This window comes from Streptomyces atriruber, from assembly GCF_001418325.1.
Classification (GTDB): domain Bacteria; phylum Actinomycetota; class Actinomycetes; order Streptomycetales; family Streptomycetaceae; genus Streptomyces; species Streptomyces atriruber.
In genome coordinates, this window is the sequence record NZ_LIPN01000165.1 from 16,013 (window position 1) to 27,689 (window position 11,677).

Annotated in this window: 10 protein-coding genes; 6 read left to right on the forward strand and 4 right to left on the reverse strand. The window is 71.8% G+C overall.

Going from position 1 to position 11,677, the window contains the following annotated elements:
- Window positions 1-33: 33 nt before the first annotated feature.
- Both AOK03_RS18740 and AOK03_RS18745 read left to right on the forward strand, forming a co-directional pair.
- The gene (locus AOK03_RS18740; protein ID WP_055566449.1) at window positions 34-1,275 is read left to right on the forward strand and encodes an SAV2148 family HEPN domain-containing protein; all 1,242 of its coding nucleotides are present in this window, start codon (window positions 34-36) and stop codon (window positions 1,273-1,275) included.
- A gap of 101 nt (window positions 1,276-1,376) precedes the next feature.
- Window positions 1,377-2,087 carry a 3'-5' exonuclease gene (locus tag AOK03_RS18745; protein WP_055566440.1) on the forward strand — a complete coding sequence of 237 codons (711 nt, stop codon included), beginning with the start codon at window positions 1,377-1,379 and terminating at the stop codon, window positions 2,085-2,087.
- A 4-nt stretch (window positions 2,088-2,091) separates the two neighbouring features.
- On the opposite strand, the gene AOK03_RS18750 is transcribed toward AOK03_RS18745, so the two are convergent.
- Entirely contained in the window at window positions 2,092-2,955 is an 864-nt protein-coding gene (locus AOK03_RS18750) for a phosphotransferase enzyme family protein (protein ID WP_055566441.1), read from the reverse strand.
- A 170-nt stretch (window positions 2,956-3,125) separates the two neighbouring features.
- Between AOK03_RS18750 and AOK03_RS18755 the strand changes: the two genes are divergently transcribed.
- Genes AOK03_RS18755 through AOK03_RS18765 form a run of 3 tightly spaced genes read left to right on the forward strand, consistent with a single transcriptional unit; the run spans window position 3,126 to window position 6,174 of the window.
- Entirely contained in the window at window positions 3,126-4,049 is a 924-nt protein-coding gene (locus AOK03_RS18755) for a carbohydrate ABC transporter permease (protein ID WP_055566442.1), read from the forward strand.
- On the forward strand, window positions 4,046-4,882 hold the full coding sequence (locus AOK03_RS18760) for a carbohydrate ABC transporter permease (protein ID WP_425264392.1): 837 nt from the start codon (window positions 4,046-4,048) through the stop codon (window positions 4,880-4,882). The genes AOK03_RS18755 and AOK03_RS18760 overlap by 4 nt, the downstream gene beginning before the upstream one ends.
- A complete protein-coding gene (locus tag AOK03_RS18765; RefSeq protein ID WP_107098032.1) occupies window positions 4,882-6,174 on the forward strand; it encodes an ABC transporter substrate-binding protein in 1,293 nt (430 codons plus the stop codon). The genes AOK03_RS18760 and AOK03_RS18765 overlap by 1 nt, the downstream gene beginning before the upstream one ends.
- 76 nt (window positions 6,175-6,250) lie before the next feature.
- Here the strand turns inward: AOK03_RS18765 and AOK03_RS18770 are convergent, their stop codons facing one another.
- Both AOK03_RS18770 and AOK03_RS18775 read right to left on the reverse strand, forming a co-directional pair.
- Window positions 6,251-6,985, reverse strand: coding sequence for a response regulator (locus tag AOK03_RS18770; protein WP_079074818.1), 735 nt, complete (start codon window positions 6,983-6,985; stop codon window positions 6,251-6,253).
- Window positions 6,982-8,256: a sensor histidine kinase gene (locus AOK03_RS18775; RefSeq protein ID WP_055566443.1), complete on the reverse strand. Its 1,275-nt coding sequence runs from the start codon at window positions 8,254-8,256 to the stop codon at window positions 6,982-6,984. The genes AOK03_RS18770 and AOK03_RS18775 overlap by 4 nt, the downstream gene beginning before the upstream one ends.
- A gap of 204 nt (window positions 8,257-8,460) precedes the next feature.
- Here AOK03_RS18775 and AOK03_RS18780 point away from each other — a divergent pair, with 204 nt between their 5' ends.
- Window positions 8,461-10,710, forward strand: a complete 2,250-nt coding sequence (locus AOK03_RS18780) for an MMPL family transporter (RefSeq protein ID WP_079074819.1) — start codon at window positions 8,461-8,463, stop codon at window positions 10,708-10,710.
- 2 nt (window positions 10,711-10,712) lie between these two features.
- On the opposite strand, the gene AOK03_RS18785 is transcribed toward AOK03_RS18780, so the two are convergent.
- Window positions 10,713-11,477 carry an MmyB family transcriptional regulator gene (locus AOK03_RS18785; protein WP_055566444.1) on the reverse strand — a complete coding sequence of 255 codons (765 nt, stop codon included), beginning with the start codon at window positions 11,475-11,477 and terminating at the stop codon, window positions 10,713-10,715.
- Window positions 11,478-11,677: the final 200 nt, after the last annotated feature.

Sequence of the window (11,677 nt, forward strand, 5' to 3'; positions counted from 1 at the left end):
GGAGTGTTCGCGGGAGCGGAAGGCGGTGCGCGGGTGAGCTCGGGCGGGCGGGAGCTGCCCCCTGGTGACGAGGGTCACGAGGGGAGCTCCGCGGACGTACCCCCTGGAGCGGTGTCCCTGGCCCGGCCGATGGAGATGGGATCTCAGATCGGACCGGAACTGGACTGGGACGCCGACGCCTGGCGCGAGGTCCGTACGCGCGCTCAGCGCGCGGGGCGGGCCTACATCTGGCTGAATCTGGTGGAGCAGCGGCTGCGCGCGGTCGTGGCCGCTGTTCTGCGTCCCGTCTACGAACCCGTCCACGCCGACGACTGGGTCGTCGCCGCGGCGGGCCCGGCCGGGCAGGAGTGGGTGCAGCGCGCCGTCGCCGTGCGCGAGGTGAGCCGACGCAAGGGCTATCTGCTCGACCCCGCCGACGACAACGTTCTCAGCTTCCTCACGCTGCCGCAGCTGCGCGAGCTGATGGTGCAGCACTGGCCGTGCTTCGAGCCGTACTTCGACGACCGGCGCGACGTCGAGCTGGCCCTCGACGAGCTGGAGGTCACGCGGAACGTCGTGTCCCGCAACCGCGCCCTGTCCGAGACGGTCCTCGCCCAGGCCGAGCGCGCATCGGCCCGGCTCCTGGACATACTCGGCTCGGGCACCGACACGCCCTCCGCGCGTCGGCTGCCCGTCGACGCCGTCGAGGACCTGGTCGGTGACCGGTACGCGGACGTGGTGGCCGTGCACCCGGACCGGGTGCGGCTCCTGCGGCAGTTTCCCGCCGAGGACATCTTCGGCGGCGCCCGTCGCCTGGACGCGATCGGGATAGGCCTCAACCTCCTCGTGCAGAACTTCTCCGGACGCCGTCTGGTCCGGCTCGCCGAGTCCGGCTGCCGGGTGCGGCTGCTCTTCCTCAACCCGGCGAGCAGTGCGGTCAAGCGCCGGGAGCGTGAACTGGGCATAAAAAAGGGTGAGTTGAGCCGCTCCGTCGAGATGAACATCCTGCACTCGCGCCGGGTCAGGGCGCGGCTGCGGGACCCCGGCGCCTTCGAGATCCAGGTCTTCGACGAGACCCCGCGCTTCACCGCCTACCTGGTCGACGGGGACGGCGCGGACGGCATCGGCGTCGTCCAGTCGTATCTGCGCAGGACCCGCGGGATGGAGGCGCCGGTCCTGGTGCTGCGGGGCGGGAGCCGGGTGGTCAAGTCGGGTGATCCGGGTGAGGGCGGTCTTTTCGCGACATACCGCGAGGAGTTCGAGGTGGCCTGGGCGGACTCGCGTCCCGTGTCGTGACCGCGTGGACGGATGAAGTGGAATCCGCCCCTCGGATTGTCAGTGGCGCATGGGATCGTGGTGGTCACTGGGGGGAAAGCACCACGAAGAAGGGGGCGGCCATGGGCTGGCACCGGGAGCTGCTGATCGGTTTCGACCTGGAGACGACAGGGACGGATCCGGGCGAGGCGCGCATCGTCACCGGCGCGGTGATCGAGGTCAAGGACGGGGAGACGCTGGGGCGCCGCACCTGGCTCGCGGATCCGGGAGTTCCGATCCCGGCCGAAGCGGTCGCCGTGCATGGCATCACGAACGAACGGGCGGCGGCCGAGGGCAGCCCCGCCGCCGACGTGGCGGACGCCCTCGCCGACGTCCTCACGTCGTACTGGCAGTCGGGCGTCCCCGTGGTGGCGTACAACGCGGTCTTCGACCTGAGCCTGCTCTCCGCCGAGCTCCGCAGGCACGGCCTGCGGTCCCTGCGCGACCGGCTCGGCGGCATCGACCCCGGCCCGGTCATCGACCCGTACACGATCGACCGCTCCATCGACCGCTACCGCAAGGGCAAGCGCAACCTGGAAGCGGTCTGCAAGGAGTACGGGGTGCTCCTGGAGTCCGCCCACGACGCGGCGGCCGACGCCCAGGCGGCCGCCCGCCTCGCCTGCGCGATAGCCGACCGCCATCCGAAGGTCGCGGCCCTCGGCCCGGCGGACCTGCACCGCAGCCAGATCGGCTGGTATGCGGAGTGGGCCGCGGACTTCCAGAACTTCCTGCGGAAGAAGGGGAAGGCGGACGCCGTGGTGGACGGGGTGTGGCCGCTCCGAGAAGCGGACTGACCGCTCAGAAGGGGTACCAACGGACTTCGGCGTCCCCGTCCCGCAGGGACGCCACCCGCCGACGGAACTCGGCGAGCGCCTTCGGGTTGGCGGGCGCGTGCTGCGCGACCCATGCGCAGCTGGCCGTCTCCCGGGCGCCCCGCAGCACGGCGCACCCCTCCCACTCCCGCACGTCCCAGCCGTACGCGGCCACGAACCCGTCGTACGCCTCCGGCGCGAGCCCGTACCGATCGCGGGAGAGCGCCATGACGACCAGGTCGTGCTCCCGCAGGTCGAAGGAGAAGGTCTCCAGGTCCACGAGCACGGGCCCGTCTGGGCCGACCAGGACGTTGCGGGGCAGCGCGTCCCCGTGGATGGGCCCCGGCGCGAGGCGGGGCGTCAGTGCCGCGGCGGCCGCCGCGAACCCGTCCCTGCGCTCCCGCAGATAGTCCGCGTCGGCCGGATCGACCGCGTCGCCCGCGAGCCACAGCCACCGCTCCACGCCGCCGAGCAGTTCCCGGCGGGGGAGGTCGAAGGAGGGGGAGTCCAGTGTGTGCACCCGACGGATCAGCGCCGCGAGGTCGCGCGGCTCGGCGGGGCGCACCGCCTCCGGCAGCCGGTGCCAGAGCGTCACCGGATGACCGTCCACCAGCCGGGCCTCGGGCTCGGCGGCCCGCACGGCGGGGATGCCCGCCTCCTCGAGCCACCGGGCGACGGCCGTCTCGCGCCGCGCCCTGGCGAGGAGCTCGGGGGCGGCGCGGCCGACCTTGACGACCAGCTCGTCGACGGCGAACACCGCGTTCTCGCCGAGGGCGAGCAGCCGGGCCCCGCCCGCCGGAACCGGCAGATCCGCCGCGTCCAGTACGTCCCGTGCCCGCGCCTCGTCCATCCCGTGCCTCCCGCACCCGTTGCCCCGTTCGCCCGACAGTCTCGCATTCGCACAGGCCAACCGGCTTGCGAGGGCGCGCAGCTGCTTGACGTATCAAGATCACATCAGCACGATGACGGAGGCCGCCGGGGCGGCCGGATCCGCACGAGCCGCCCGAAGGAGCCGATCCCGTGACATTGGCGACCGCAACGAAGCGGTCAGCGAGAGGCACGCCGGGACGCGGAGCCGCGGATCACGGCGCGTGGTTCCTCGTGCTGCCCGCCCTCATCCCGATCCTGGTCCTCAGCGTCGGCCCGCTCCTCTACGGCATCGCGCTGGCCTTCACCGACTCCCAGGCGGGCCGCACCGAACCCACCCAGTGGATCGGCGCCCTGAACTTCCAGGACCTGCTGCACGACACGCTGTTCTGGGACTCGTTCCGGATCGGCCTGCTGTGGGCGTTCGGCGTCACCGTGCCGCAGTTCTTCCTCGCGCTCGGCCTCGCCCTGCTGCTCAACCAGCCGCTGCGGATGCGCTGGCTGGCGCGGGCGCTGGCGATCATCCCGTGGGCGATGCCCGAGGTGGTCGTCGGCATCATGTGGCGGCTCGTCTACCACCCGGACGCGGGCGTGCTCAACGAAACGCTCTCCAATCTCGGCCTGGGGGAGGGCAAGGACTGGCTGACGGGGACGGCCACCGCGCTCTTCGCCGTCATCGTCGTCGGCATCTGGGCGGGCATGCCGCAGACCACCGTCGCGCTGCTCGCCGGGCTGCAGAACACCCCGCGCGAGCTGCACGAGGCCGCCACGATGGACGGCGCGGGCGCCTGGCGCCGCTTCCGCACGGTCACCTGGCCGGCGATCAAACCGATCGCCCTCGCCATCACGGCGCTGAACTTCATCTGGAACTTCAACTCGTTCGCCCTGGTCTACGTCCTCACGCAGGGCGGGCCCGGCGGCCGCACCCGGCTGCCCATGCTCTTCGCCTACGAAGAAGCGTTCCGCTACGGCCAGTTCGGCTACGCCGCGGCCATGGGCTGTGTGATGGTCGCGGTGATCTCCGTGATCCTCGCCGTCTACCTCGTCGGCCGCCTGAAGGGAGACGACGAGGCATGATGCGTACGAAGAAGTCGGCACGCGCCGCGCAGTACCTGGCCCTCGCCGCCTACCTGGTCTTCCTCGCCTTCCCGTTCCTCTGGCTGATCTCCACGGCCTTCAAGCCCGCACGGGAACTGGGCAGCCTGCACCCCACCTGGATCCCCGAGGACCCGACGCTCGACAACTTCCGGCAGGCCTTCGACGAGCAGCCGCTCCTGCGGGCCGCGGGCAACTCCCTGGTCGCGGCGCTCAGCGCCGCCCTGATCGCGGTCGTCATCGCGACACCGATGGCGTACGTCATGGCCAGGCACCGCAACCGCGTCGCGAAGGCGGCCACCGGCTGGGTGGTGATCAGCCAGGCGTTCCCGTTCGTCCTGATCATCATCCCGCTCTTCCTGATCCTGAAGAACCTGCACCTGATCAACTCGCTCGTCGGTCTGATCATGGTGTACGTGGTGTGGTCGCTGCCGTTCGCGCTGTGGATGCTCGTCGGATACGTGAGGGCGGTCCCCACGGAGCTGGAGGAGGCCGCCGCGGTGGACGGCGCGAGCAAGGTGCGCACCTTCGTCTCGGTCGTCGCGCCGCTGCTCGCGCCCGGCGTCGTGGCCACCGCGATGTTCGCCTTCATCACCGCATGGAACGAGTTCTTCTTCGCGCTCGTCCTGCTCAAGACCCCGGAGAAGCAGACGTTGCCGGTCATCCTCAACCGCTTCATCGGCACGGAGGGCGTCGCCGACCTCGGCCCGCTCGCGGCGGCCGCGTTCCTCGCGACCATCCCCTCGCTCGTCATCTTCGCGATCATCCAGAAGCGGATCACGGGCGGCATGCTGGCGGGGGCGGTGAAGGCCTGATGCGCACGGCACCCCGGCTGTTCTCCGCCGTCGCCGCCCTCACGCTGCTGCTCGCCGGATGCAGCGGCGACTCCGGTGAGGACGACGGGAAGATCACCCTCCAGTTCCAGTCCCTGGCCTGGCAGAAGGAGTCCGTCGACGCCAACAAGGCGCTCGTCGAGGAGTGGAACGCCACCCACCCCGATGTCCGGGTCGAATACGTCCAGGGCAGTTGGGACAGCGTCCACGACCAGCTGCTCACCTCCTTCGAGGGCGGCGAGGCGCCGGACATCATCCACGACGCGTCGGACGACCTCGCCGACTTCGCGTACGGCGGCTATCTCGCGGACATCGGCGACCTCCTGCCCGAGCGCCTCAAGTCCGACATCCCGAAGCGGAGCTGGGAGACGGCGACCTTCGACGGGAAGGTCTACGGCGTGCCGTTCCTCCAGGAGCCGCGCGTCCTGATCGCCAACGCCAAGTGGCTGAAGGAGTCGGGGGTGCGCGTCCCCACACCCGGGAAGCCGTGGAGCTGGCCGGAGTTCCGGAAGGTCGCCAAGGAGCTCGGTGACGGCGGCGACGGCAAGTACGGCGTCGCCTGGCCGCTGAAGGAGCCGGTCTCCGCCACGCTCAACCTCTCCCTGTCGACCGGTGGAAAGATGTTCCACCGCGGCGCGGACGGCAAGGTCGACGTCCGCTTCGACGCGGCCGACGAGATCATGCCCCGCACGGTCCACGACCAGGTCAACATCGACAAGAGCGCATCCGGCACGACCCTCGGCATGGGCGGGTCCGACACCCTGCCCGGCTTCTTCGGCGGCAAGTACGCGATGGTCCCGCTCGGCTTCTCCTACCGCCAGCAGATCGTCCAGCAGGCGCCCAAGGGCTTCGACTGGCAGGTGCTGCCCGCCCCGGCCGGTGCGGAGGGACTCGCGCAGGGCGTCAGCCCGCAGACCCTCTCCGTCGCCGAGGACAGCGCCCACAAGAAGGAGGCGGCCGAGTTCATCGACTTCTTCCTGCGGCCGAAGAACATGGTGAAGCTCGCGCGCGGCGACTGGATGCTGCCGACCGGTGAGGAGGCACTGAAGGACCCCGCCCTGCGCACGGAGAAGGACGGCTGGTCCACGGGCACCGCCCTCTCCGAGCACCTGCGCCCGGCGCCCGCCCAGTCCGTGCGGGGCTATCCGGAGTGGAAGGACAAGGTCGCCACCCCGGCGCTCCAGGAGTACTACAGCGGGGCGATCGACCTCGACGAGCTGCGGAAGCGGCTGGTGAAGGACGGGAATCTGGTGCTCGCCAGGTACCAGCGGTAGGGCGCCAGGGCGCTGGGGCTTCAGGGCGCTGGGGCTTCAGGGCTATGGGGCTATAGCGCTTTGGGACTTTGGGGCTTCAAGGTCTCGTGCCGGACCGGCCCGCCCGTACGAGCCCCGATTCGTACGCCGCGATGACCGCCTGCGCGCGGTCACGGACGCCCAGCTTGGCGAAGATGCCGGTGGCGTGGTTCTTCACGGTCTGCACGCCGATCGCCATCTGCCGCGCGATCTCGGTGTTGTCGAGGCCCGCGGCGATCAGACGCAGCACCTCCACCTCGCGCGGGGTGAGCCCGGACAGGTCCGCGCCCGGCGGGTGCGGCACCGGGGCCGGGGCCACGAACGTGGCGAGCAGCCGGGTCAGCAGTCGCGGGGCGACGACGGCCTCCCCGCGGTGGACGGTGCGCAGCGCGGCCACCAGCTCCTCGGGGGAGACGTCCTTGGGCAGGAACCCCGCGGCCCCGGCCCGCAGGGCGCCGACCACGTGCTCGTCCATGTCGAAGGTGCTGAGCGCGAGGACCCGGCACCGGGGCAGCTCGGCGGCCAGGCGCTCGGTGGCCTGCACGCCGTCGAGCACCGGCATGCGGATGTCCATCAGGACGACGTCGGGGCGCAGTTCGTGGGCGGCCGCGACGGCCTGCTCGCCGTCGTCCACCTCGCCGATGACCTCGATGGCGGGGTCCGAGCGCAGGATCAGGGACAGGCCGCGGCGCACGAGCGGCTGGTCGTCCGCGATGAGCACGGTGATCCGGCCGGGGTCGCCGCCCTGTCCGGAAGCGGGCGCGGGCTCGGACGCGTCGGGGGAGGTCGTCATCGGGCCGTCCTGTCCGTCTCGGAGGTGTCCGTCTCAAAGGTGTCGGCCTCGGAGGTGTCGGCCTCGTACGTGCCGACGGGCAGCGGCACGCTCGCGGTCACCGCGAACCCGCCCTCCGCGCGGCTGCCGACGTGCAGGGAGCCGTCGTGCAGGGCGATCCGTTCCCGCATGCCCAGCAGACCGTATCCGCCGCCCGCCGCATGGATGCCGCCGCCCCCGCCGCTGCCACCGGGCGTCTTGCCGTCGCCGACGCCGTCGTCGGTCACCTCGACGGAGACCCGGTCGGGGAGGTAGGCGAGCCGCACCGTGGCGTGGGCGGGGCCCGCGTGCTTGCGGGCGTTGGTCAACGCTTCCTGGACGATGCGGTAGAGCGTGAGACCGATGGTCATCGGCAGCGGCCGGGGCCGCCCGGTGACGTGGAGCTCGGCCGGCAGACCCGCGGCGGTCGAGTCGGCGACGAGCCGCTCGATGCCGTCCACCCCCGGCTGCGGTTCCGACGGCGTCTCCTCCGGGCCCTCGGCGCTGCGCAGGACACCGAGGAGCTGCCGCATCTCGTGCAGGGCCGTGCGGCCCGAATCCTCCAGGGTCACCAGCGCCTCGCGGGCCGTGTCGGGATCGCGGTCCATGGTCGACCTGGCTCCGCCGGACATCAGGTACATCGTGGTGATGTGGTGGGCCACGATGTCGTGGAGCTCCCGCGCGATGCGGCGCCGTTCCTCGGTCACCGCGCGGTCGGCGAGGAGCTTGCGGTTGATGTCCAGCTGGCTCTTCCACTGCCGCACGGCCAGGCCCACCGCGGCGATGAGGCAGGGCGTGACCAGCACATCGGTGATGCCCATGCCGAGGAACGGCACGTCGTTGTGCAGGTACCGCGCGATCTGCACGGGCGCGGTGGCGACGGCACCCAGCGCCACGGCGCGCCGGTCGCAGTACCTGGCGACGGTGTAGAGCGCCACCGCGACGGCGCCGCCGTAGCTGTTCGACATCGGCGTGCCCGGGTCCACGGCGAGGCCCAGGTTCACGGCCAACTGCACGACGAGGACCGCGCCGAGCACCGCCAGGGGGTGACGGCGCCGGAAGAGGAGCGGCGGCAGGGCGAGGCAGACCAGCAGGATGCCCGGCGCGGTGATGCGTGCGCCCGGCCCCTCCGGGCCGGGGACGAGATAGGCCAGTACGTCGAGCGTCACCGCGACGACGGCGACCACCGCGCCGGCCGGTGTCGGCCGTGCCTTTCCCGCGGGCGGTACCGGTGGGAAGAAGTCGCGTCCCATCCGGGCGCCTCCACTGTGAGCTGAAGTGAACTGATCTTTCCGCACCATTACATCCCGTTCCGCCGGGCGGTGAATCGGCGCGGGGTCGGTTCTTGCGCCCAGTACTGGAGTACTGGGCGCGGCGGAGCGCCGGACCCGGGTCCCGGGGGCATCCCCTTCCGGCGGCCGACGTGCTCAAGGGGCCCCGCGTGATGACCTTTTGGCATGATCCGCAAGCTGACCTCTTTCTCCACCCGACATCGATGGCTGACGGTCGTCGTATGGACCGTTCTCGGAGCGGCGCTCTCGTTCGTGGGGAACTCGATGATGTACGACGTCACCGACTCCCGGGCCGGGGACTTCCTGCCCAAGAAGTACGACTCGGCCGTGGCGCTGCGTATCGCCGAGGAGGATTTCGGGACCGAGCCCGATCCCAACGCGCTGACCGTGCTCGTCGCCAGGGACGACGGCGGGAAGCTCACCCCGGCCGATCAGCGGCGGATCGCGGGGACCGCGGCCGACCTGGGCCGGGAGAGGGTCGTCGCGCCGAAGCCCGAGCCGCTGATGAAGGACCACTCCCAGACCCCGCGGGTGTCGCCGGGGGCCGTGGCCCCGGACCGGAGTTTCCGGCTCCTCACGGTGTCGCTCGACGGAAATCCGAACGACCCCGGCCTGCAGGACGTCTACAAGGAATTCCGCGACCACGCGAAGGACGCATTCGCGGACGCGGATCTGCGCGTCGGATTCACCGGCGGAATCGCCTCCACGGTGGACGACGCGGACGCCGAGGAAAGCACGGCGAAAGTCGTCTCCATTCTGACGATGGGCCTCATCGTTCTCCTGAACGTGCTGGTGTTCCGCAGCCTGGCGGCCGCGCTCGTGCCCCTGATCGCGGTGGCCCTGATCGGCGGCGTCGCCTCGGGAGCCGTGGTCGGTGCGGCCAAGCTCTTCGACATCGGCCTCGACCCTTCGACCCCCTCGCTGATCGGTGTCGTACTTCTCGGAATCGGCATCGACTATTTCCTCTTCCTGATGTTCCGGTTCCGGGAGCAGCTGCGGAACCGTCCGGAGCAGAACGCCCGGACCGCGGCGGCCGAGACGACCGGGCGGGTGGGGCGTGCGATCACCTCCGCTGCCCTGACGATCGTGGCGGCCTTCGCGACGCTGGGCCTCGCGAGCTTCGGCCAGTTCCGGGTCCTCGGCCCCGCCATCGCGATCTCCGTACTCGTGATGCTCCTCGCGAGCCTCACCCTCATGCCCGCCCTCCTGGCCCTGCTCGGCCGTGGCATGTTCTGGCCCGCACGCGCCTGGAAGAAGGAGCGCACCGGTGGGATCGCCGCCCGGCTGGGGCACGCCGTGAGCAGCCGCCCGCTGCGGTGCGCCCTCGGCAGCCTGGTGCTGCTCGGCGCGCTCGGCGCGGGCGCGGTCGGCATCAAGATGAGCTACGACCAGCAGGGTCTGCACGAGACCGCCGCCTCCAGGACCGCCGATCAGATCTCCCGCAGCCTCCCCGCGGGAGTCTCCGACCCGCACAGCGTCTACGTACGGAGCACCGACGGCGCTGCCATCGAGGCGAGTTCGCTCACCGGCATGACCCGCTCGCTCGCCAAGGCGGAGGGCGTCGGCGAGGTGGGTAAGCCGGTGCTCAACAAGGACCGCACGGCCGCGCGGGTCGACCTGTTCCTGAGCGTCGAGTCCGATACGCAGCAGGCCCGCGACCTCGTCTCGGGTCCCGTCAGGGAGACGGCGGCGCGCACCGCGCCGAAGGGCACCGACGCGTACGTCACGGGGACGGCCGCCGTCTTCGCCGACATCTCGACGGCCGTGGAGAAGGACCTGCGCCTGGTGTTCCCGGTCGCCGCCCTGCTGATCGCGGTGATCCTCTTCCTGCTGCTGCGCTCCCTGCTCGCGCCGGTCGTGCTGATGATCGCCGTGGGCCTCGGGTTCGTGGCCACCCTCGGCGCGAGCACGCTGCTCTTCCAGCACGGACTCGACCGGCCCGGGGTGTCGTTCACCCTGCCCCTGGTGCTGTTCCTCTTCGTCGTCGCCCTTGGCACCGACTACAACATCCTGATCACCGACCGGATCAGGGAGGAGATGGAGAAGCCGGTCACGGCGCGTACCGCGGTGGCCGAGGCGGTGCGGCACACCGCGCCCGCCATCGCCACGGCCGGCATCGTGCTCGCCGGATCCTTCGCCAGCCTCGCCGCGAGCCCCGCCACCCAGGAGATCGGCTTCGCCACGGGCCTCGGCATCCTCCTCTCCTCGATCGTGCTCTCCCTCGTCCTGGTGCCCGCACTGGCGGCGGTCCTCGGCCGTGGTCTGTGGTGGCCCCGCCGGTCGGCCCGGACACCGGGCCACCACCACACACCGGACGGCCCGCCGCCCGTTCCCGAGCAGTGGCACCACCATCCGTACGCGGCCGACCCGGCGCACTACGACGCCGACCAGCGGCAGGCCGGGTGGCGTGCGTGAGGTCAGGAGCCGAAACGCGCGTGCAGCAGGGCGTGTTCGGGGCTGCCCGCCGGGGCGGTCATCACCACCAGCTCGATCCGCTCGGGCCCCGGCAGCAGATAGCCGGTGTACGCGAGGGTCAGCGGGCCCGCCTCCGGGTGGTTCAGCCGCTTGTGGCCGGTGTTCGGCCCGCGCACCTCGTGCTCGTTCCACGCATCGGTGAACAACTCACCTCCGGAAGCGGCGAGTTCGGCGAGGAGCGGCTCCTCGCCCGTACGTCCGGAGAGGGCGTTGCGGAGGCGGTGGACGTTGCCGCGCGCCACCGCCTCCCAGTCCGCGTACAGCTCCTTCGCCCGCGGGTCGCAGAGGGCGAACCACGCGAGGTTGCGGCGGTGCGGCGGCAGGGCGCCGAAGTCCGTCACGAGCCAGGCCGCGGCGGCGTTCCAGGCGAGCACGGAGCGCATGGGGTCGACCAGGTAGGCGGGCCACACCGTGAGCGCCCGCAGCAGGTCGAGCGCCGCCTGCGGGGCCTCGGGCGGCGTGGACGGCACGGGCGGCACGGGCCTCGCCGTGATCCGGTGCAGATGGCCGCGGCCGTCCGCGTCCAGGCGCAGGGCGGTGGCGAGCGCGGCGACCTCGGCCCGCCGCAGCCCCGTGAGCCGCCGTCCCGCGGTCCTCGGCAGCCCGACGCACTCGGGGGTGAGCCGCGCACGCCGCGTCCGCAGGAACCGTGCCAGCTCGGTGGGTACGTCGACGGCGGGCGCGGCCGTCGTCCGAAGTGCGGTCATGGGGCCAGTGTCCGTGCGGATGACCGGCCGGGGCCAGCCCCAGGGGTGGCCCCGGCAGGGCCACCCCCACCGGGGAGCGCCCTCACCGGTACCTGGTGGCCGGGCGCGACCCCGCGAAGGCTGCCCCTCATGAGCACTCCCGCCCCCCGCACTCCGCGGCCCACGAACTCGCAGGACACCACGGCGGAGGCGATCGGGCC

What these genes read in the sequence shown, in the direction of transcription:
- AOK03_RS18785 (WP_055566444.1), bottom strand. Translation starts at nt 11,477, where the DNA reads ATGACCGCACTTCGGACGACGGCCGCGCCCGCCGTCGACGTACCCACC.
- AOK03_RS18770 (WP_079074818.1), bottom strand. Translation starts at nt 6,985, where the DNA reads ATGACGACCTCCCCCGACGCGTCCGAGCCCGCGCCCGCTTCCGGACAG.
- AOK03_RS18750 (WP_055566441.1), bottom strand. Translation starts at nt 2,955, where the DNA reads ATGGACGAGGCGCGGGCACGGGACGTACTGGACGCGGCGGATCTGCCG.
- AOK03_RS18765 (WP_107098032.1), top strand. Translation starts at nt 4,882, where the DNA reads ATGCGCACGGCACCCCGGCTGTTCTCCGCCGTCGCCGCCCTCACGCTG.
- AOK03_RS18780 (WP_079074819.1), top strand. Translation starts at nt 8,461, where the DNA reads ATGATCCGCAAGCTGACCTCTTTCTCCACCCGACATCGATGGCTGACG.
- AOK03_RS18775 (WP_055566443.1), bottom strand. Translation starts at nt 8,256, where the DNA reads ATGGGACGCGACTTCTTCCCACCGGTACCGCCCGCGGGAAAGGCACGG.
- AOK03_RS18745 (WP_055566440.1), top strand. Translation starts at nt 1,377, where the DNA reads ATGGGCTGGCACCGGGAGCTGCTGATCGGTTTCGACCTGGAGACGACA.
- AOK03_RS18760 (WP_425264392.1), top strand. Translation starts at nt 4,046, where the DNA reads ATGATGCGTACGAAGAAGTCGGCACGCGCCGCGCAGTACCTGGCCCTC.